This window comes from Antarctobacter heliothermus, from assembly GCF_900188425.1.
In the GTDB taxonomy this organism is placed as follows: Bacteria; Pseudomonadota; Alphaproteobacteria; order Rhodobacterales; family Rhodobacteraceae; genus Antarctobacter; species Antarctobacter heliothermus.
On sequence record NZ_FZON01000015.1, the window covers coordinates 43,000 to 62,609 of the forward strand.

A 19,610-nucleotide genomic window follows, 5' to 3' on the forward strand; every position below is an offset into this window, starting at 1 on the left:
CGCAATTTTTCAGCAAACGCTTTTTGGTCGAGCGGGCCGTCAACGCCGCTTTAAGGGCCGCTTAATCGCCCTCCTCGTCCTCGCCGCGCTCGACGTCAACCCGACTGCGCAGGCTGGACCCGAGCTCGTGCTCCACGCGCCGGATGTGCCACTCGCCTGACAGCTCCGCCCGGATGTCCGGCAGGTCGACAAGCCCGCCCGCGAACAGCCCGGCGTCGAACCCGCCGAGCTCCAGCGTGCCCTTGCCCAGCCCCCGGCGCGCCCGGTTGAGGGCGGCGTCGGCCGCGCGCTTGGCTGCCTCCTCCGAGCCGTAGACCTCGCGCAGCTCGAGGATAGGCTCGCCCTCTCCCACCTCGACCACGCGCACCTGCCCGGCGCCGATCTCCGCCCATTCGGCCTTCACGGTCTTGTAGACCTCACGGCCGGACAGGTCGAAGTTCCAGCGCGTCAGCCGTGAGAGAGGCAGGGGCACGGGCGGGATGTCCTCGCCCTCAGCCGTCTGCTTCGATCCCCGGCGCACCACGACGAGACGCCCGGCCGCAGGCTTGGCGGTCGCATCCAGCGCCTCCGCCAGGCGGGTGAGAAGGTGCAGGTCGCTCTCTGCTGTCTGCGCGACCATGTCGTAATGCGTGGTGGCGATATCCTCGCCCACCACGGGGTCGAGCCCCGCCTCGCCGGCGATCTTCTTGACGATATTGCCCAGGGTCACGTCCTCCCAGGCGCGCGTCTTCGGCGACCGTATGCGGCCGGTCATGTCGGCCGCCTGGGCGCGGATCGTGATCTTCTGGACAGGCCCCTCGACCGATACCGCGTCAACCACGTAGAGCCCCATGGGCGAGAGGCCGGTCTCGCGATACCCGAGGCGCAGCTCCACCTCCGCCTCCCTGGCGGGCAGCGCGACCCGGCTGTCGCGATCGTCGATCGTCATCACCAGCCGGTCGGCCTCGAAGCCCTGCTCGTCGACCAGGCGCAGCGACACCAGCCTGTCGCGCACCAGCGGCGTGATGTCCGAGCCGTCGGCCTCGATCAGGAAGTCCGGTGTCACGCCTCTTTCCCCCAGAGCCGGATTTGCGCGACCGCGGGCGCCGTGACGCGATCGGGCAGGCGCACCTCGATGCCGGCGGGCAGGATCGGGCCGCGGTCGGCGAGCCCCGGATTGGCGCGCAGGAGGTCGAGCGTGTAGCCGTCATCGCCGTATTCCGCCCAGGCGATGGCGTCCACGGTGTCGCCTTGCTGTGTGGTGTAGGTCGTCATAGCAGGTCCGCCCCATAGGCGCGCAAGGTGATGGTGAACTCGATCTTGCGCGGCGCGCCGTCGCGCATGAAGTAGCTCTTGCGCTCCTCGACGCCGACGATAACCCACTGCTCCCAGATCCAGCCAAGCCCGTCGACCAGCATCATGGGCTGGCCCAGATCGGCCGTGGCGCGCATCAGCTCGACCTGCCGCAAGCCCCCCTTGAAGTGCGGGTAAATCACCCCTTCAAGCACCAGGTCGTGGGCGTCCGGCCCGAGGTATTGAAGCGCTGGCGCGCGACCGACGCGGTCGAGCTTCTCCCATCGCCACGCCGCCTGCCGCGTGAGCGACTGGTAGGCGGCGTGGTTGACGCCGAAGCGGAACGCGCCGAGCGCCATCATCACCAAGCTAGTCCCGATCATACTGCCCTCCGTCGTGCAGCCCGTTGGCCGAGCCGCTCTCGCGCCCGATACGCTCGATCTCGCGGCGCACCTCGGCCGCGATGTCCTGCGGGCTCATGCCGGGCGCCGCGTGGATATGGATATCTCCGACCGTCACGCCGCCGACCTGCTGGTTGCCGCCCGCACCCACCAGGCTGGGGCTGCGGTCGATGTTCGGCATCTCGGCCGCGATGGCCGCCGGATTGAACGACGCCAGCGCGGCCATGTCGACCGCACCGGCCGCAGCGACCGCCGGCACGCCCGCCATGGAGGCCGCCATGATCATGCGCGACACCCGCGCCGGGATTACCCGGCCGGCGACATCCGGAACGAATATCTCCTCGCCTTGCTCGTTGATGCGATAGCCGAAACCGGGCCGCACCGACCCGCCAAGGGCGCGCGCCCCGGCCGGGCGCGGTTCGCCGCTGGTGGTGCCTGTCGGCGCCGCCCCGTTGGCCGTGCCGCCAGGGAGGTTGCGCAGCGCACCGGAGAGCTCGCGCACGCGCTCAAGGGCGCGCTCGATCGACGTTACATTGATCTCCGGCGCCGCCTCGGTGTCGGACAGAACCGCGAGCGCGGCCTCCAGCTGATCCGACTGCGCCTCGGCCTCGGCGATCTGCCCGACCAGCGCCTCGAGCTCCGCCTGCGCCTGCCCGAGCCGACGGCGGCGCTCGGCCGAGGCCATCATGTCGCCCGGCCCCATCGGGCCGGTGAGCTGATCCTCCAGCGCGGCGATCTCGGCGCGCGTGGCCTCAGCCTCCTCCCGAAGCTCCGCGATGCGCTGCGCCGGCAGGGCGCTACGCCCCGCCGCCGCCTGCACCGTTTCGGCAGCCTGCCGCACCTCGGGCGTGAGCCGATTGAAGCCGGGCATGTCCGCCACGACCGGCGCCTCAACGATCGGGCTGTCATCGCGCCCCATCAGCCAGAGCAGCCAGGCGGGCGGCTCGGGCCACGTGATCAGGTCGCCGAAGTCGATCTTGCCGATGAAGCTCCAGCTCCAGTCGGGCAGGAAGTCGCTCCACTGGAAGCCGAAAATCCACTCCATCAGGGCGGTGAAGGGGGCTATCGGCAGCCAGACGGCCCAGTTGATGACCTCGATCAGATTTTCCCAGGTGAACCACTTCCTGATTTCCTCGACATAGCCGCTGAGCGCCTCACGGCTAAGGTATTCATCCCACCCGACGGGCTTGATCAGGAAACTCCAAAGGAGCTCCCCGGCCAGGAGCGCCCAACCGATCGGGCCGATGAGGGCTCGGCCGCCGATCCTCGCGGCCCAGACGAGCGGCCTGACCAGCGCACCCCAGCCACCCCTCGTCATACCCAGAACGCCGAGGCCAAGAGAGCCCCAGCGGATGGCCGGAATTAGGCGCCGCGTCCACCTGAGGGGCGCCACCAAAGCACTCACCGCTAGCCGCGCACCGCCCGTCGCGATACTGCGGAAGCGTAGCGCCGAAAGGCGGGGGATAAGTGCCGACGCCGCCCAGCTGAGCGGCCTAAAGAGTGCCGACACCGCAAGCCTGCTACCTACGGCCAGCGCCACCCATGTCGCCCTCGCGAGCCTTGGTATAAGCGCGCCCCACGCCAGCGCCTTGAAAAGACCCGAGACCAACAGCCGCCTCCCGCCGACTGCGAGGGTAAGGAAAAGCGACCATATGAGGCGCGGGATCAAGGCCACCCACCGGAGGGGTGTCAAGAGCCGCGACAGGCGCAACGCGCGCAGCCCTGACAGTCGCGCCATCCCGCCCACGACGCTGCCGAGCAGGCGGCCGAACATGCGCAGCGGCCATGTGGCAACCCGCAGCGCCAGACGCAGACCCATGACGCCAGCGGTCACCAGCGCCACGCCCTGCGCGACGGCTGGCGATGCCTCGATCCACTCGATCAGCTGCGCGACCACGCCGCCGAGCCAACCGCCGGCCGTCTCGCCCCACTCGGCCCACGCCTCGGCACTCGCATCGAGCGGCGCCACCAGGGCGCCGATCCATTCCGCCAGCGCCTGCGCCCGCTCGACCAGCCAGTCGAGCAGCGGGGCGGCAGGCCCGAGCGCGGCGCGCAGCCCCACGCCAAAGCCCTGGAAGAAGGCGAGCAGCCCCTCCCAGTTGTTCCAGATCCAGAGGCCCGCGAGCGCGATGCCCGCGACGATCGCGCCGATCCCGCTGGCCAGCAACGCCACGCGCAGGGCAATCATCGCCCCGCGCACCAGCGCGAAGGGGTTGAGCAGGGCCAGCAGCGCGCGCCCCAGCACCGGCAGGAAGGCAACCAGCCGCCCGCCCGCGCCGATCAGGCGCAGCACGGGCACGGCCGTGGTGAGGGCGGCATAGCGCAGAACCAGCGAAGCAACCCGAAGGCCAAGCAGCCCCGCGGTGAATGTGCCGATCTGGGCGATCAGCTCCGGGTTTGCGTCCGCCCAGGCCGCCGCCATCTCGACAATGGGCGCAATGCCCTCAGCGACATCGGTCAGAGCGGGCAGCAAGGCGTTTCCGGCCGCGATCGAGGCGCTCTCGGCGACGCTCGCCAGCCGTCTCAGGGAGCCCTGGGCGTTATCGTTCATCTGTGCCGCGATGCCGGCGGCCGTTCCGGCGCGATGCAGGCTTTCCGCGTACTCGTCGAGCCGCCCGGCGCCAGCCCGCTCAAGGAGGATTTCCGCCGCGCTCGACGCTTCGCGCCCGAAGATCGCGGACCGCATGCCCGCGCGCTCCGCGCTGCCGAGGTCGGCCATGGCCGCGTCAATCTCGGCGAGCAGGGTGGGCATGTCGCGCAGGTTGCCGTTGGCATCGCTGGTCTGCACACCGAGGGCCTCAAGCGCCGCCTGCCCCTCGCCGCTGGCGCTGCTCAGCCGGTCGATGACGGCACGCAGCCCGGTTCCGGCCTTGCTCCCCTGGATGCCTGCGTCACCCAGCAGGCCGGCCATCGCCGCCGTCTGCTCCAGCGACACACCGGCCGCCTCGGCGGCGGGCGCGACGAACTCCATTGTCGTGCCCAGCATTCGCAGATCGACGTTCGAGCTGGTGAAGGTGTTGGTCAGGACGTCGCCGAGCCGCCCCATTTCGTCGGCCTCCATGCGGAAGCCGCTGAGAATGTTGGAGGTGATGTCAGAGGTGTCGGCAAGGCTGGTCTGCGCAGCCGAGGCCAGGTTCAACAGGCCCGGCATTGCCTCGATGGTCTCGTTCACATCGAAGCCGGCCTGCGCGAGAAACCGCATGCCGTCCGCCGCAGCGCTGGCGGCATGCGGTGTCGTGGAGCCCAGGCGCCGCGCCTCTTCGGTCAGCCGCTCCAGCTCTTCCTGGCTGGCCCCGCTGACAGCCCCGACGCCCGCCATGGCCTCCTCGAAGCGCACCGCCGGGCGCATTGCCTGGAAGAGGGCAAAGCCCATTCCGACGGTTCCCATGGCCGCGCCGCGCATCGCCGTGCGGCTGGCCTGCGCGGCCGCGATGCTCCGGTCGGCGAAGGCGGCGGTCCGGTTGCCCGCCCGCGTCGCGCTTTCGGCGATGCCGCTGAGCGCCCCGCGAACCTGCCTTGCCGGTGCGCTGACCCGATCGACCAGTCTCAGGATCATGGCGATGTTGAGATCGCTCATCGTCTCGGGCCTCCGTTCGCGCGCGCCTCCGCCTCCCTGCGCTCGCGCGCCATGGCATGCCAGCGCGCGAGCTCTTCGATTTCCATGGCCATCATCTCGGACGGCTGGACGTGCAGGACCATGGCCACATCGGCCATGGCCTGCTCTACGTCATCGGGGAGCTTCAGGCGTTCCCCTGTGCTGCCAGCCCCTCCAGCTGCTCCGCCCTGGCGAAAAAAAGCAGCAGCTTTCCCGACAGGTCTGTGAAGTCGGCCGGGTCCAGCGCGGCCACCTGGTCGGGCGTGAGCGCGGGCCGCGTCACGCGCGGCAGGAGCGTCATCAGGGCGGTGACATCCATCTGCAGCACGTCGGTCATTTTCAGACCGCGCAACGCGCCGACCGAGGGCTTGGTGACCTCGACCTCGTGGATTTCCTTGTCACCGTTCTTGAGGGGTGCGCTCAGCCGGGTCTTGTGGGTCTTGTCGCTCATGGCTCAGCCTCCTCAGATGCCCATGGCGCGGCGCAGCTCGGCGAGCTGGTCGACCCCGCCGATGACGCGCACGCCGTTCTCGATGTCGATCTCCCACAGCTCCTCGCCGTCCTTTTCGAGGCGGTAGTAGTCGACCTCCATGGTGATCTTCAGGGTCGACTTGTCGCCGGCCTTCAGATCCTCGGGGCCGTTGACGCTGATGCGCCCGCCCAGGGTGGCGATGTAGGTGTCGGCCGAGAAGTCGTCCTCGCCCATGGCGCCGGGGCGCATGACGAAGCGCGTGCGCCGGCCGAAGGACTTGAGCAGCGCCGGGTCCCATTCGGCGAAGGTGATCTCGGACTGCATGCCCTCCATGCCCATGTCGATCGCGACGGGGCCGTCCATGCCCGCGCCGCGATGCGCCTCGGTGTTGAGGGTGATCGGGGGGAGTTTCGCCTCGTCGACGCGCCCGAAATAGCTCGTGCCGTCGACGAAGGCGTTGAAGTTGCGGATAGTGCGGGGGTACGCCATTTGCCGGTCTCCTTAGCTGGCCTGGGCGACATCGGCGACGAGTTCTTCATAGTACTCGCCGTTGCGATGCGCGCGGAAGATGAGGTGCTCGAGCGGCGCGGGCGGCTCGATGTCGAAATCGAGATAGAGCTTGCCGGCCTTGAGCTGGGCCTCGGTGTTGAGCTCGGGATCGAGCCAGACGCGCCCGCCCAGGATCGCGCCGAGCGCCTTGAGGTGGCGCAGGTAGGCATCGACCCCGTCGCGGATGTCGTTGATCAGCTGCGCCGAGAAGGGGCGGTCCATGGCCCACAGATGCGCCTGCTCGACGCTCTCGTAGATCATGTCGGCCGTGCGGCGCACGCTCAGGAAGGCCCAGAGCGGATCGGCCGTGGTCGAGCGGTTGCCCCAGAGGCGGTAGCCGTCCTTGCGCACGATCGTCGCCACCTCGTTCTCGTTGAGGATGTTCGCGCGCGAGTTCGGATCGGACAGGCCGAAGGACACCGCCCGGGCGGTGCCGGTGATGCCGTTGATCAGCTTGTTCGAGGGCGACCACCAGAAGCCGTTGTCGGCATCGGTGCGCGCGATCACGCCCGCCACCCGCGCCGAGACCGGCGCGACCACCTCCTTGGCGGCCACGGTGTCGAACACCGTCACCCAGGGATCGACGATATAGACCCGGTCGGAGCCGAACTCGCCGCGATACTCGATCGCCTCGGTGTCGGTGGTGTTCGGGCCGTCGGCGATGATGACCGCGCGCAGCCGTTCGGCGATGCCGATCATCTCGCTGACCACGCCGGTGTTCTGGGTAAAGCCCGGAGCGATCAGGATGCGCGGCGAGACATGCACGATGCTCTCGGCCGCGGCGAGGGCTTGCAGCCCCTCGTAATCGCCGGTCACGCCGTCGACGCCACCGATGATGTTGGCCTGCGTCTCGGCGTCGTCGGTGCCCTCCTCGACCCGGACGACCACGACGACGGCGCCGGCCTGGTCGAAGATCGCGTCGAGCGCGGCGGGCAGCGTGCCCAGGCCCTGGCCGGTCGCGTCGAGCTTGGCCGCCTCGCGCCGGCTGCCCGCGATGAGCACGGGGGTGTTGAGCGGGAAGGGCTCGTCGGCGCCATCCGCCAGCTTGGTTGCCGCCTTGGCGCGCACGACGCCGGAGCCGTCGCTGGTGCCGGCATGCGTGACTGCCACCAGGGCGGCGGCATCGACGTCACCCTCGATCGCGGTCTTGACCTCGGCCGCGGTCGAGGTGATCGCGCCCTCGGCGTCGGTGGCCAGCGCCACCGAGATGGCGTTGCCGTCGACGGTCACCGCGATCGCGGCAGTGCTTTCACCGGGATCGGTGAAGGCGACCGAGATCAGGTTGCCGTCGAGACCGGCGGCCTGGGCGGTGAAGGTGAGCGCGGTATTCAGCGCGGTCGACCCCAGGGTGAGGGTTGCCGCCGTGGCGCCGGCGGCGTCGGGCGCGGTGCCCACCACCCCGATAACCGAGGAGCGGACGGTACGGATCGGGCGCAGGCCGTCGTCGATCTGGACGACCTCCACCCCGTGAAGGAACTGCTCAGACATTGAAGCCTCCTTTGAAGAGCGTGTTCAGGGTTCGTGAAAGCGGGCCGGAGCTCATGCGCACTGCCTCCTTTCGGGTTCGAGGGGTGCCACCTTGCGCGGCGGCGGGATGAAGACCTGCCCGCTGACCACTTTGCGGCGCAGCGTGTAGGTCTGGGCGTGGCCGGCATGGCCGACCCAGCTGGCGACGACGCGCTGCACGCGGTCCAGGTCGATCTGGCCCTCGTGGTATTGCCGCGCCATGCGCTTCATCTTCTTGCGCATACGGCCGACGCTGTCGCGGCGCAGGAGCCGGTGCGTGGGCCAGATGCGGTAGCCGAGGAAGTCCAGCGACCGGCCGCCGGGGCGGACGGGAAAGACCTGCGTCTTGGCGTTGAGCCTGAGCGCAAGATGCGCATGCAGGAAGCCGTCGATCTCGCGGCGCAGCTCGTGCAGCCGGGCCTTGTCGGCATCCACGATCGCGAAGTCGTCCATGTAGCGCAGGTATCGCTTCACGCGCAGGTCGTTCTTCACGAAGCCGTCGAGCTCGTGGAGGTAGATGTTGGCGAAGAGCTGCGACGTCAGGCTGCCGATCGGGATGCCGCGCGGCAGCGGATCGCCGGGCTCGGCGGTGCTGTCGATGATGTCGTCGATCAGGCGCAGCGTGGGCGCGCAGGCGATGCGCCGGCGCAGGAGGCGCTTGAGCGCGTCGTGCGACACCGAGGGGAAGTACTTGGCGATGTCGGCCTTGAGCACGTAGATGCAGCCCGCCTCGCGCTGGACGGCGCGCAGCATGGCCTGCGCCCGGTCGACCCCGGCATGGGCGCCCTTGCCCGGCCGGCAGGCATAGCTGTCATGGATGAAGCGGCACTCCCAGATGGGCTCGATCGCCTCGATCAGGGCGTGCTGGACGATGCGGTCCTTCAGCGGCAGCGCCGAGATCGCGCGCTCCTTGGGTTCGAACACCTTGAAGTGCCGGTAGGGGCCGGTGGCGTAGGCGCCCAGCCGCAGGCTTTCCTGCAGCGCGATCAGGTTCGGCTCGAGGTCGCGCTCGAAGCGCAGCACGTCCGCCTGGGCGCGGCGGCCCCGGATCACGCGGCCCCAGGCGCGGTGCAGCGCCTCGAAATCCGCGATCTGCTCGAAGAGGTTGTTGTAGGTGCAGGCCATCACGCGACTTCCCGGATACTGGGGCGGCCGGCGCGAAGGGTCGCGCTTGCGCTACTGTCCCGCCCCGGCCTGTTCATTTTTTCCGGCACTTGGCCGAGGGATACGGGGCCTTTCGAGGGCGCGCTGGACGGCACCCCGTGAGGCACCGCCTTCCGGCTTTCCCCGAGAGCGGGCCGAAACCCGATGTTCGAACTCGCGTTCGAGCGCGGGTTGTTCAGGTTGAGGGCGAACACGCCGGCATTCGAGCCGTTGTTCCAGTTGCCCCCACGGATCGGCAGACGTTCAAGCCACATTGCCCGCACCCCTTTGCTTGAGGCTCCGGAACCAGCCGCCGACCATGCGCCCGAGCTCGTCGAGGTGACGGCTCCAGACCTCGCACTTGCGAAACGGCAGGTACTGCAGCTCGCGCGACAGCCGCACCTGGCTGCGCAGCAGGTCGAGCTCGCCGTCGAGGTCCTGCATGGTGGTCTTCTTGTGGTAGCGGCGGTTGCAGATGATGATCAGCCGCAGCACCCGCCACATGGTCTGGCGGATTTCCTGGCTCAGGACATGACGCTCCGCCTTCGGGAACTGCCGCAGCGCGACATAGCCGTAGGCGATCATCTCCTCGCATTTCCGCCTGATCTTCAGATCATCCACTGGTTCGGGCCTTTTCCTTTGGTGTATCGGGCGGGCTCTCGCCCGCCCTGTCAGAGTTCAGGTGGGCGGATTTCAGATCGCGAAAGCGGGCCGAAACCCGATGAGCGAACTCGCGCTCGAGCGCGGGTTGTGCAGGCCGAGGGCGAACACGCCGGCAAACGAGCCGCTGCTCCAGTCGCCCCCACGGCGCGGCAGACGTTCCCCCTCGTTGCGCATGTAAAAGCGCCCGCGGGTCATATCGACTGCGTGCGGGAAGAGGCCCAGAACCTTGGCGATGTCGGGCACGGTCACGCCGGCCTCGGCGGTCAGGTCCTTGTACATCTCGGATGCGCTGTTCGAGCCGTCTGACTGGCTGGTAACAGAGGTGTTGAGGATCGGGCTGCCGGTGCCGTCGGCGCCGGTCGCGTCCCATTTCAGCGTGTCGGTCGTGCCGGGCGCGACGAGCGAGCCGTCCTGGAGGATCGCCTGCCAGAGCGTGCTGGCGTCCGAGTGATCGGCATCGGTGGCGGCGGCGTTGTTGTCGGCGATGATCTGGATTTCACCGCCCACCAGGCGCAGGCCGCGCACCCACTCCCAGACATTGCCGGTCAGGTCGGCGATGCCGGCGGGGCTGTTGTCGTGATACCAGCTGGCCGGACCCGAGCCCGTGAGGGTGCGCGCAGCACCATTGGTGTCACCCGGATCGCCGCCGTCCTGGCGCCGGCCGGTCTCGTAGGTCTGGTCGTAGTCGCGGCCGTAATCGGTGTTGCCGCGCGGCATGAAACCGTTTTTCCAGCACCACAGCGCGACCGCCGACCACTCGGCATTCGTCATCATGTGCCAGCCCGGCCCCTTGTCGGCGCAGCGCTGGTCGGCCGTGTCGAAATCGATGCTCGCCGCCGGGTCCTGACCGGGCAGAGACAGCGCGCGGTCGTCGTGGATCGTGGCCTGGAACTTGCCGACCATGATCTCGGACTTCTGCGCACCGTCGATCGTGAAGGCCGGGTGCACGCCGCTGCCCAGGGCCGGGTCGATATCCTCGATGTTGAAGCGGGGCACGACGCACATGATCGACGGGTAGCCGCGATCGTCGTAGAGCACCGTGTTGACGCCGCCGGAGGCGGCCTCGACCGACTGCCGGAAGGCATCGGGGGCGGAGATGATGATGGACATGGGGTCTTACTCCTCGTTTTCCGTGGGCAGCTCCGGCAGCCCGTAGAGTTGCAGGGTCACGGCCGCGAGATTGAGCGGCTGCGCGACGTGATCCTGGTAGGTGATGGTTTCGCCGTCGCTCTCCTCGGTGACTTCGCCCAGCTCGTAGCGGCGCGGCGGGATGATGATCGTGGCGGCGTGCAGGTCGCCCTCCGGGTCGAGCCCGCCCGCGGCATCGGCGCGCAGTCCGATCACGACCTCGGCGTCGCGCTCGCGCGCGGCCAGGTCGATGACCTGGGCGGGGCTGCCGATGTGCAGCTCGGTGCCGTCAAGGTGGTGCTCGAGCACCCGGCCTTTCGTCATGTGTTGAACGTCCATTTAAGCCTCACTGGTAGCGGGGGTTGAGAAGGGTCCAGCGGATGCGGATGTTGTCGGCCGAGCCGCTGGCCTTGATCTTGAAGCCGTTGCGCGCCTTGTCGTAGGCGGTCAGCGCGCCGACCCCGGCGAGGTTGGTCGCGCCCTCGACCTCCAGCGCGACGCCGTAATCGGCCGCGGGCAGGGCCTCGGCGAACGCCACCGAGACGAAGGGCGCTGCGTCGACCCGCCATCCGCTTTGCGGGCGCACGACGCGCAGATCGGTCAGGGTGACCGCCGACAGGTCGCCGGCCGTGTCGTTCGCGGGCAGGTCGAGCCGGTAGAGCACCAGCCCGTCATCGGGCACCTCCTGGGCCACGCCGACGCCGTAGCCGCCGGGGCCGTCATGCAGGAAGGCGTAGTAGCTCACCGCCTCGTCGGTCTCGTTGGTCGGCACCGAGACATGGTTCGCCTCGTCGGCCAGCGTGATGGTCAGCCCGTCGATCCAGGCGCGCGACGCGCCGCTGCCCACGGTGCCGCTCTGCGACAGGTCGAGCGCGCGGATCCCCGATTTGCTCAGCACCATCCCCGAGATGACGTGCTTGTTCTTGAGCACCACCTCGCCCTGGGCGAGCACCCGGTTGCGGATCACGTCGATCTCGCGCGACAGCACGCCGGCCAGGCCGAGCGCCTCCTGCGCGGCGCCGATGATGGCCACCTGGTGCTCGGGCGAGAGCGCCTGGAGCAGGTCGAGCCGGTCGCCCAGGGTCGCCTCGTCGCCGCGCGCCTCGACCAGCTCGTCGGCCTTCTGCTTGAGCCAGGCGGTGCGGTTGGCCAGCTGCTTGGCCTGGACGTTCGAAATCCCGTCCGGGCCGCCGACCACGGGGTCGGTGGTTTCGATCTGGTAGATGCCGCTCGGCCATGAGGCGTTTTCGGATAGGTTCGCCATGTGTGTGTCCTCTCTAGAAGATGATGGTCCAGCTGCCGTCGAGGCTGATGTCGTCGGCCTTCTCGATCGCCGCGCGGGTCTTGCGCGCGAACAGCGTCCCGTCGGCCGTGATCAGCCCGAACTCGCGGATCGCCAGCCCGTTGGCCTCGGTGGTCTCGAGCCGCCAGTCGAAGCGCACCTCGCCGGCGGCCGGGTAGGCAAAGCCGCTCACCGGCTTGGTGAAGGCGCCGGTCAGCCCGGTATCGCCGGGCGCCGGCCCGTCGCCGTTGGTGCCCACGCCGATCTCGGCGATGTGCTTGCCCGCCCCGTCGCCCGCGATCAGCGCCGCCATGGCCGTGCGCGCGGCCCCGAGGATCATGTTGGGCATGGCGATCCGCTCGATGATCACGCCATCCCTGCGCACGGTGATGTCGAGCGCGCCCCTCACTGTCAGCCTGTCGGTTGCCTGCATCGTGCCCCTCACATTGCCGTCATCGCGGCGGTCTCTGCCCCGCTGTGGTAGATGCCCGCCCAGTAGGGCTGGCTCGCGTCGAAACTCAGCGCGCCGTCGTGGACCGCGCCCGCATGCCGGTGCCGGCCGTCATGCAGCCGGTGGCGCGTGAGCGTGATCGGCATCGCCGTGTCGGCCGCCGGCGGCTGGCCCGCGCCATGGGTGATGCCCGAATGCCGGAACCGGCCGTCATGGGCCGGCGCGATCTCCATCCGGTCGGACTGGCCAAGGTCGATCCCGATCCGGGTGCGCACGCGCACGGCGTCGTGACGCCCCTCGATGTCGGTCCAGCCGGCATAGGCCACGGCCCCGCCGTGATCCTGCGCGCCGTCATGGGCGAGGCGCATCGCATCCTCGTGCTGCGTCGTGCCGTCATAACGCCGCCCCCAGGGCAGGACGTCGGAGGCGGTGTGCGCGACCTCGGTCTCGATGTCCTCGGCCAGCTCGGCGGTGTCGGCCACGCCGACCCGGAAGGCGAGATCGGCAAGGTGCGAGCGCACCGGCTTGACCCGGCCGACCGCGTCGATGACGCGCGCCACGCCCTCGTCGCTCAGCCCGCGCCATTCGCCAAGGTCGAGGGTCAGGGTGAACATGGCCCAGCGGGTGCCGCCGCCATAGGTTTCGGCCCCGGCATGGGTCTCGGTGGCGTCGTAGCGCGCAACCGGCAGGCCCTCGTCGATCTCGACCTCGGCAAAGCCGATGGCCTTGAGCGCATCGCGCAGCGCGGCCGGCGTGCCCTTGCGGCGATGCACGGCGACCGAGCGGCGCAGCGTCTGGCGCTTGACCGCCTCGGGCCAGTCGGTCTCCCAGTTGTCGACCGAGAGCGCCCAGGCCAGCCAGGGCAGATGCGCGGCCGGACAGGTGTCGGGGTTCCACAGGTGGCGCACCGGCACCGCCATCTCGTCGAGGCGCAGGCCGGCACGCTCGACGCCGCGCTCGGCCTCGGTGGCGTTGGGCGGCAGGAGAGAGGCGAACTCAGACATCGCGACCTCCCACGCTCACGGAGATACTGCCGCAATGGGCGGCCTGGGTGTCGTCGACCACGATGTCGGCGGCCGGCTGGATCAGCTCGACGCGCTGGACGCCCTCGACATGCAGCGCGGCAAAGAGGCCCGAGCGCGTGATGTCGTGGCCGATCCGGTGGTGGCGGGTCGCGAACGCCTCGACCGAGGCACGCGCCGCGGCGGCAACCACGTCTGCGTCGGGGCCGTGATAGAGCGTGAGCTCGGCCTCGATCGTGTAGTCGACCACGGCCGCGCTGGACACGGTGACGTGATCGGTCAGCGGGCGCACGTCCTCGGCGCCGACGGCCGCCTCGACCGCGTCCACCAGGTCCTGCGGCGCGGTGCCGTCGCCCTCGGAGGCCAGCACCGTGACCAGAACCTCGCCGGCGCCCGGCGAGATCACGCTGGCATCGCGCACGCGCTCGTCGGCGGCGCGGGCATGGAAGAGATAGGCGCCCTCGGGGCCGGCCACGCTCTGCGCCTCGAGCGACAGCTGCACCCGCTGGCGCAGCGCGTCGTCGGCCTCCATCACCGCCGGGATCGGCGGGACGGCGTCGGGGTCGCCGGGCGAGATCGTGAGCCGCTCGACACCGAAGAGCGCGGCGAGGTTGTCGAGGTCCGCCCCGCTGGCGCGTGCCAGCATCACGGCCTCGGCCGCGTCATTGACCCGCTGGCGCAGCAGCAGCTCGCGATAGGCGAATGCCTCGATCAGCTTGACCACCGGCTCGCTTTCCAGCGCCAGCACATCGGCGAGCTCGGGCGCGGCCGCCTCGACATCGGCCTTGATGGCCGCGACGATGGCCTCGTAGTCGAGGGTTTCGACGACATCGGGGGGTGTGAGTGCCGACAGGTCGATCTGGACGAAGCGGCTCATGCGCCACCTCCCAGGGCGGTGCGCACCGCCCGGGTGACGCCGGCGACGTCGCCCTCGACCACCAGGTCGAAGCGCCCGGCCTCGGCCCGCTCCACCTGGACGCGGCGCGCGCGGAAGCGCGGCTCCCACTCGGCGAGCGCCTCGGCGGTGGCAAGGAAGATGTCGACGACCGTCTCGCCGTTCATCGGCTGGTCGACGATCTCGGCCAGGCGCGAGCCGTAGTCGCGCCGCATGACCCGGCTGCCCACCGGCGTCATCAGGATATCCGCGATCGACTGCTCCAGGTGCGCGGCGTCGTCGATCCGGCGCAGGGATGTGGTTGCAAGCCCCGCCATCACTGCGGCTTCCCGGTGACCGAGCCGATGCTCTCGGGGTGGATGTGATTGACCAGGCTGATGCCGTTCGCGATCACGTCCTGGGTGACCGTGACGGTGCCGTCGATCTTGATGTCGCCGATGATCGACAGGATCGAGCCGCCGAGATCGATGGTCGGGGTGGCCGCATCGGGCGCCACGGCGCCCCCGTCAACGGGGATTGAAGGGCCGATGAAGGCCCGCTCCATGTCGCCCCGCGGGGCATAGACCACGACCTGCTCGCCCGGCGAGGGCATCCACTGGAACCGGACGGTTCCCGAGCGCAGCTGCGTGACGGGCAGCGGCTGGGTGTCGAGCCCGCCGATGCGCACACGGGCACGGTTGGCGCCGGTGTCGATCGCGGTGACCGCGCCGACCTGGACGATATTGGTGGCACGGCGATCGGCCTCGGCGTGCTGGAACCCAGCCATCAGCTCGCCCCTCCAATCTCGGTGTAGTCGCCCTCATGCTCGGCGCCGACCTCCGGGGCCTGGCCGAGATAGAGCTCGATCGCCAGCGGCTCGGGTGTCGTGTAGCCCTGCACGACGGCGGGCTGCGACCAGGTGACGGCCCAGAGGCTCGTCGCCGCGTCGCGCGTCTCGGGGGTGACCAGCGATTGCAGGCGCACGGCGCGCGCCTGGCCGAGCGCACTCTCGCCCCAGGCGTTGTCGGGGATCATGCTCAGCAGCACCTGGCCGATATTGGCCGCCGCCGCGTCGCGAGGCAGGCCGAGCCGGTCCTTGGTGACGATGAAGGCCGCCATGTCGAGCAGGAAGCCGTGATGCGGCCCGGTCCAGTCCTGCTCCTGGCGCGCGCCGAGATGGGCGACCAGAACGGCCGGGTGGCGGATGGACTGCTTGCGCAGCTCGCCCACGGAAAACCGCCCCGCGATGCCGCGGCATTCGGCGAGATCGGGGATCCGCGTGGCCACCTGCGTGGCGATGACGTCGGGCAGCGTGGCAAGGAGATCGTCGCGCACTTCGCTCATTGCAGCAGGTCTCCCAGCCGGTCGGCGACGAAGGTCTCGATCTCCTGGCGATCATCGTCCGACAGCCCCAGATAGGGGCGCGCCGGGATGTCGCCGAATGGGATGGGGCTGCCGCGCGAGGTGTTGCCGAAGGCGCCCTGGGCGGCGCCGAACTGGTGCACCGCGGCATAGACCATGTTGCTGCCGACCTCGACCTCGGTCGGGCTGGCGTAGCGCTGGATGCTTTCCAGCAGGCCGGGGTTGCCCGAGGCCACGAGCAGCGAGTGCTGGGCGCGGCGGGTGGCGGCGTAGTCGGCCGACCAGTCCGCCCAGGGCGTGCCGTCCGGCGCGGTCTTCTCGTCGGCGATGCGCACCTTGGTGCTGTCCTCGACGATCGCGCCGACCTCATCGAGGATCTGCGCGGCGTCGAAGCCCGCCAGGCGCTGCAGCCCGTCGAGCGCGGCCTCCATGCCTTCGGTGGTCAGAGTGACAGCCATCAGAACCCCCGCATCTTGTCGCGCGAGAACAGCCGCTCGGGGCCGTGGCGCACGACCGGGGTCGGGCCGTCGCCTTCGCCATCGCCGTCGGGGTCGGCTTCGAGCGAGGGCAGGTGCAGCGCGGCGCGGCCCTCGGCGATCCGCTTTAGATGATCGCGGCCGTCCTCGTAGCGCCGGCGGTGCTCGTCGGAGAGCACGTCGCGCGAGAGCGCCAGGCGGTAGAGCGCGAAGTCGACGGCGATCTGGCGCAGGATGCCCGGCACCTCGGGCAGCGGCAGGCGGTAGCGCACGGCGAGGTAGCTGTCGATCTCGTCGCTGGCCTGGCGGACACGTCCCGAGCCGGGGTCGAACCCCGACGCCTTGAGGCGATCCACCACCAGCCGCAGGTCGGCCTCGGTCATGTCGCGCATGCTCGCCTTGCCCGTCGCGGCCTGCTGGAGGTCGCGGCGGGCATCGGCATCGAGGCCCAGCTCGCGGCACCCGACATGGATCAGCTTCTGAAGGTCGCGCGCGCCCATGTCATGCCCCGCCCATGCCCAGTTCGACGCGAAGCTGTTCCTGCCGGGCCAGCAGTTCGAGCTCGCGGCCCACGTCGCCGCGGTCGTTCGCCACCGCGATACCCCACTGGATGCGCCAGTATTCGTCCATCTTGTCGGCCTTCATGGTCAGTCCTCCCTGTTTGTGTTCACGGCTCACACCCTCGCCAGGTCGAGCACGACCGGCTCCCACGCCGCCTCGGCGTGATCGCGCATGTAGCAGCGCACATAGGTCTTCGAGCCGACCACCCGCATCGCGTCGCGGATCGCCGACATGGCGCGCTGCCAGCGGGCGTCCTCGATCTCCAGGCGCAGGAGCATGAAGATTTCCGAGCGGTTGATCTGGCCTTCCTTGTCGGTGTTGAAGGCGCGGGTGACGATCGCGCGGATTTCCGGGCGGGCGTCGGCCGCCCACTCGTTGAGGCACTCATCGATCAGCGTCTTGGCGATCTGCAGCTCCGGCCCGAAATCCACCCGGTCGGCCACCGCGATCTGCACCTTGAAGCAGCCATCATAGGACATCAGCGTCTTGTTGCCCTTCGCGCCGCCCAGCGTGAGCTCGTATTCCTGGGCGAGCAGTGCCTCCAGATCGCCCACATCCTCGAAGACATGCGCCTTGAAGCGCTGCATCTGCGCGCTCAGCGCCTTGGCATAGCCGACGATCTTGCGCACCGTCTCGTCCTGCAGCTGATCCTGCGCCTTGACGACCTCGACCGGCACGAGCGCGCCCTTGGCGTCGCGCATGTAGGTCTTGCCGTCCATCTCGATCCTGCCCGACTGGATCGGGGCTGGCTCATGTTCCGTCATTGATCGTCTCCTGTTGAAGAGGGGGTTGAAGGGGCGGCGATCGCCCCCTTGTGAAGCTCCTCGGACGAGGCCAGCGCGCCGGAGAGCACCAGCAGGCAGGCCATCGCGTCGATCTCCTCCATCGTGCAGAGCGTGGTGCCGCGCGCGCCGAGCAGGTCGATCTTGTGGGCCGCCTTCGCCGCCAGGCGCAGCATCTCGCCTTCGGTGAACCGCTCAGGCATCGGCGCCTCCATCGTCGAGACCCGCGTCGACCAGGTCGTCGCGGGTGATCGCGAGCAGCAGCGCGCCGCTGAGCTCGGAGATCGACATGCCGCGCGCGGCCGCATGCGGGGCGAGCGCCTCGCGCAGCCCGGCGGGCGGGTCGCAGATCACGAAGCGGGTCCGCCCGATGCGTCCGGACCCGGGCGGGGCGTGCGGGATGTCGGCACCCTTGCGCCGCTCGTAGCTCAGCAGGCAGGACACGGTGTTCGCATCCAGCCCCATGCGGGCCGCGATCTCGCGCGGGGGATTGCCCTGCCGCGCCAGCGCGATGATCTCGTCGCGTTCAGCCATCGGTGCCGCCATCGCCGCCTCCCTTGTTGATCGGGCAGCGGTTGCAGGCCCGGAACATGGTCACGTTGCGGGTGTTGGCATTGGACAGCTTGCGCGACTTCGCGCGCCAGTGCCGGCACTCGTCCAGCGGCATCATGCCCATGGCCGGGCAATCGACGGTCTGCGCCTCGAACGCGCCGCGATAGAGGTCCTCGACCCGCGCCATATCGCCCGGGTACTTGCCCGCGATCACGTTCGAGATCAGCGCCGCGGAAACGCCCATGCGCTTGGCCACGCGGTTCTGGCTGGTCTCCGCGCAGGCGCGCGCCAACCCCTCGACCCAGTCGGGAATATCGCCGCCATAGGCCGCGCGGGCGCGCTCGATCGGTGTCACCTGGTTCATGCGACACCTCCGGCGATGTAGGCGTACTCGCCGCGGTTGTCGTCCCAGACGGCGCGCACCCGCTTCTCGCGCGGCGGGCGCGGGCCGGTGTCGCGCACCAGGCGGTAGACGGCCAGCCGACCCTTGGGCTGCGCCTTGCGCTCGACCCGCAGATAGCCGGCATTGGCGAGCATCCGGCAGTAGTCGCGCGCAGCCCCTTCCGAGACCGGCACGCTGCTTGTGTTGGCGTGCATCGCCACGTCGCGGTAGGTGAAGGCCCCCAGCCCGCGAATGGCGCGCCACATGTTGCCCTGGGGCGTGGCGGCGCGGACCCGGCGCACCCCCCGCACGGCAGTGTCCTTCGGGTTCCGGTCTTGCGTCATGCCGAAATCCTCCGTGCGTCGGGCGTGATGCCGGTGAAGAAGTCGCGCCGCCCCCAGTCCTCGAGCGTCAGGCGGTCGAGGTTGCGGGTGGCGGCGATCTCGCGGGCGAGCTCGAGGTTCTCCACGATCCGCCGCGCCGAGCCGCCCGAGGCGGTGCGCATCTTGGCCAGCAGGGGCGCGTCGATCTCGACCTCGGGGCAGCGGATGCGGCGCAGCAGGTCGAAGTCGTCATCGTCCGCGGGCTCGGCCGCGACCCAGCTCAGGATGCGGCCGTGCACCCGCTCCCACTTGCGCAGCTTCTGCGGCAGGAGCTCCTCGCCGATCAGGATGACCGGCACGAAGGAGCTCTCGTAGATGTCGCGCACGATCTCGATCATGCCCTTCTTGACCAGGAAGTCGGCCTCGTCGATCAGGAGCGGCACGCCCTCGCGCGCCAGCACCTCGGCGATCTGGTCGACCATGTCGCCGATCACCTTCGCGGGATGCACGCCCAGCTCGGCGAGGATCGCCTGGCAGAGCTTCTTCTGGGTCCAGACCGACTTGACCTGGACGACGCATGCCTGCTCCTCGTTGGCGACGTAGACGCTGGCGGTCGTCTTCCCCAGCCCCGACGGGCCGTAGAAGCAGCCCATGCCGGGCAGCCCGTGGCCGCGGTTTTCCAGTCGGCGCACGAGCGTCAGGAACGCGGTCACGTTCCGCATCGGCGCCAGTGTATTGTATAAAGCTCTTGTCTCTGCCATCTTCACCTCGCTTGTGTTAAGCACCGGCGCGGTCGGGCGGGCTGGCCCGCCGC

General features: G+C 69.6%; 28 protein-coding genes. All 28 read right to left on the reverse strand.

Features of this window, described 5'->3' with window-relative positions:
• Positions 1-61: 61 nt before the first annotated feature.
• Positions 62-1,045 carry a phage late control D family protein gene (locus tag CHB90_RS09930; RefSeq protein WP_089277714.1) on the reverse strand — a complete coding sequence of 328 codons (984 nt, stop codon included), beginning with the start codon at positions 1,043-1,045 and terminating at the stop codon, positions 62-64.
• The gene (locus CHB90_RS09935; RefSeq protein ID WP_089277715.1) at positions 1,042-1,254 is read right to left on the reverse strand and encodes a tail protein X; all 213 of its coding nucleotides are present in this window, start codon (positions 1,252-1,254) and stop codon (positions 1,042-1,044) included. Before CHB90_RS09935 ends, CHB90_RS09930 begins: the two co-directional genes overlap by 4 nt.
• Positions 1,251-1,655, reverse strand: coding sequence for a phage tail protein (locus CHB90_RS09940; RefSeq protein ID WP_089277716.1), 405 nt, complete (start codon positions 1,653-1,655; stop codon positions 1,251-1,253). Before CHB90_RS09940 ends, CHB90_RS09935 begins: the two co-directional genes overlap by 4 nt.
• On the reverse strand, positions 1,642-5,250 hold the full coding sequence (locus CHB90_RS09945) for a phage tail tape measure protein (RefSeq protein WP_089277717.1): 3,609 nt from the start codon (positions 5,248-5,250) through the stop codon (positions 1,642-1,644). The genes CHB90_RS09940 and CHB90_RS09945 overlap by 14 nt, the downstream gene beginning before the upstream one ends.
• A complete protein-coding gene (locus CHB90_RS09950) occupies positions 5,247-5,387 on the reverse strand; it encodes a GpE family phage tail protein (protein WP_089277718.1) in 141 nt (46 codons plus the stop codon). The genes CHB90_RS09945 and CHB90_RS09950 overlap by 4 nt, the downstream gene beginning before the upstream one ends.
• A gap of 26 nt (positions 5,388-5,413) precedes the next feature.
• Positions 5,414-5,719, reverse strand: coding sequence for a phage tail assembly protein (locus CHB90_RS09955; RefSeq protein WP_089277719.1), 306 nt, complete (start codon positions 5,717-5,719; stop codon positions 5,414-5,416).
• A gap of 12 nt (positions 5,720-5,731) precedes the next feature.
• The gene (locus tag CHB90_RS09960) at positions 5,732-6,229 is read right to left on the reverse strand and encodes a phage major tail tube protein (RefSeq protein ID WP_089277720.1); all 498 of its coding nucleotides are present in this window, start codon (positions 6,227-6,229) and stop codon (positions 5,732-5,734) included.
• A 12-nt stretch (positions 6,230-6,241) separates the two neighbouring features.
• On the reverse strand, positions 6,242-7,777 hold the full coding sequence (locus tag CHB90_RS09965) for a phage tail sheath subtilisin-like domain-containing protein (protein ID WP_212591586.1): 1,536 nt from the start codon (positions 7,775-7,777) through the stop codon (positions 6,242-6,244).
• A 51-nt stretch (positions 7,778-7,828) separates the two neighbouring features.
• Positions 7,829-8,920: a reverse transcriptase/maturase family protein gene (locus CHB90_RS09970; protein ID WP_089277721.1), complete on the reverse strand. Its 1,092-nt coding sequence runs from the start codon at positions 8,918-8,920 to the stop codon at positions 7,829-7,831.
• A 282-nt stretch (positions 8,921-9,202) separates the two neighbouring features.
• Positions 9,203-9,559 (reverse strand): diversity-generating retroelement protein Avd, encoded by a 357-nt coding sequence (gene avd, locus CHB90_RS09980; RefSeq protein WP_089277723.1) that lies wholly within the window; start codon positions 9,557-9,559, stop codon positions 9,203-9,205.
• A gap of 72 nt (positions 9,560-9,631) precedes the next feature.
• On the reverse strand, positions 9,632-10,711 hold the full coding sequence (locus tag CHB90_RS09985) for an SUMF1/EgtB/PvdO family nonheme iron enzyme (protein WP_089277724.1): 1,080 nt from the start codon (positions 10,709-10,711) through the stop codon (positions 9,632-9,634).
• Between the two features lie 6 nt (positions 10,712-10,717).
• Complete coding sequence (locus tag CHB90_RS09990) at positions 10,718-11,068, reverse strand: hypothetical protein (protein WP_141135844.1); 351 nt, start codon at positions 11,066-11,068, stop codon at positions 10,718-10,720.
• A 7-nt stretch (positions 11,069-11,075) separates the two neighbouring features.
• Entirely contained in the window at positions 11,076-11,993 is a 918-nt protein-coding gene (locus CHB90_RS26765) for a hypothetical protein (RefSeq protein ID WP_212591587.1), read from the reverse strand.
• 13 nt (positions 11,994-12,006) lie between these two features.
• Positions 12,007-12,444 carry a hypothetical protein gene (locus tag CHB90_RS10000; protein WP_089277726.1) on the reverse strand — a complete coding sequence of 146 codons (438 nt, stop codon included), beginning with the start codon at positions 12,442-12,444 and terminating at the stop codon, positions 12,007-12,009.
• Between the two features lie 8 nt (positions 12,445-12,452).
• Positions 12,453-13,466: a phage tail protein I gene (locus CHB90_RS10005; protein WP_089277727.1), complete on the reverse strand. Its 1,014-nt coding sequence runs from the start codon at positions 13,464-13,466 to the stop codon at positions 12,453-12,455.
• Positions 13,459-14,361 carry a baseplate assembly protein gene (locus CHB90_RS10010; protein ID WP_089277728.1) on the reverse strand — a complete coding sequence of 301 codons (903 nt, stop codon included), beginning with the start codon at positions 14,359-14,361 and terminating at the stop codon, positions 13,459-13,461. Before CHB90_RS10010 ends, CHB90_RS10005 begins: the two co-directional genes overlap by 8 nt.
• A complete protein-coding gene (locus CHB90_RS10015; protein WP_089277729.1) occupies positions 14,358-14,696 on the reverse strand; it encodes a GPW/gp25 family protein in 339 nt (112 codons plus the stop codon). The genes CHB90_RS10010 and CHB90_RS10015 overlap by 4 nt, the downstream gene beginning before the upstream one ends.
• The gene (locus CHB90_RS10020; RefSeq protein WP_089277730.1) at positions 14,696-15,145 is read right to left on the reverse strand and encodes a phage baseplate assembly protein V; all 450 of its coding nucleotides are present in this window, start codon (positions 15,143-15,145) and stop codon (positions 14,696-14,698) included. Before CHB90_RS10020 ends, CHB90_RS10015 begins: the two co-directional genes overlap by 1 nt.
• Positions 15,145-15,702 (reverse strand): hypothetical protein, encoded by a 558-nt coding sequence (locus CHB90_RS10025; protein WP_089277731.1) that lies wholly within the window; start codon positions 15,700-15,702, stop codon positions 15,145-15,147. Before CHB90_RS10025 ends, CHB90_RS10020 begins: the two co-directional genes overlap by 1 nt.
• Positions 15,699-16,178, reverse strand: coding sequence for a phage virion morphogenesis protein (locus tag CHB90_RS10030; RefSeq protein WP_089277732.1), 480 nt, complete (start codon positions 16,176-16,178; stop codon positions 15,699-15,701). Before CHB90_RS10030 ends, CHB90_RS10025 begins: the two co-directional genes overlap by 4 nt.
• Positions 16,178-16,696, reverse strand: a complete 519-nt coding sequence (locus CHB90_RS10035) for a phage protein Gp36 family protein (RefSeq protein ID WP_089277733.1) — start codon at positions 16,694-16,696, stop codon at positions 16,178-16,180. The genes CHB90_RS10030 and CHB90_RS10035 overlap by 1 nt, the downstream gene beginning before the upstream one ends.
• A 1-nt stretch (position 16,697) precedes the next feature.
• Positions 16,698-16,841: a hypothetical protein gene (locus CHB90_RS26530; protein WP_170941026.1), complete on the reverse strand. Its 144-nt coding sequence runs from the start codon at positions 16,839-16,841 to the stop codon at positions 16,698-16,700.
• 29 nt (positions 16,842-16,870) lie between these two features.
• On the reverse strand, positions 16,871-17,521 hold the full coding sequence (locus CHB90_RS10040; RefSeq protein ID WP_089277734.1) for a DUF3164 family protein: 651 nt from the start codon (positions 17,519-17,521) through the stop codon (positions 16,871-16,873).
• On the reverse strand, positions 17,518-17,742 hold the full coding sequence (locus CHB90_RS10045) for a hypothetical protein (protein ID WP_170941022.1): 225 nt from the start codon (positions 17,740-17,742) through the stop codon (positions 17,518-17,520). Before CHB90_RS10045 ends, CHB90_RS10040 begins: the two co-directional genes overlap by 4 nt.
• Positions 17,735-18,085 carry a helix-turn-helix domain-containing protein gene (locus CHB90_RS10050; RefSeq protein ID WP_089277736.1) on the reverse strand — a complete coding sequence of 117 codons (351 nt, stop codon included), beginning with the start codon at positions 18,083-18,085 and terminating at the stop codon, positions 17,735-17,737. The genes CHB90_RS10045 and CHB90_RS10050 overlap by 8 nt, the downstream gene beginning before the upstream one ends.
• Positions 18,066-18,455: a helix-turn-helix domain-containing protein gene (locus tag CHB90_RS10055; RefSeq protein ID WP_245823216.1), complete on the reverse strand. Its 390-nt coding sequence runs from the start codon at positions 18,453-18,455 to the stop codon at positions 18,066-18,068. Before CHB90_RS10055 ends, CHB90_RS10050 begins: the two co-directional genes overlap by 20 nt.
• Complete coding sequence (locus CHB90_RS10060) at positions 18,452-18,817, reverse strand: hypothetical protein (RefSeq protein ID WP_089277737.1); 366 nt, start codon at positions 18,815-18,817, stop codon at positions 18,452-18,454. The genes CHB90_RS10055 and CHB90_RS10060 overlap by 4 nt, the downstream gene beginning before the upstream one ends.
• Positions 18,814-19,509: an AAA family ATPase gene (locus tag CHB90_RS10065; RefSeq protein WP_170941027.1), complete on the reverse strand. Its 696-nt coding sequence runs from the start codon at positions 19,507-19,509 to the stop codon at positions 18,814-18,816. The genes CHB90_RS10060 and CHB90_RS10065 overlap by 4 nt, the downstream gene beginning before the upstream one ends.
• Positions 19,510-19,610 lie beyond the last annotated feature (101 nt).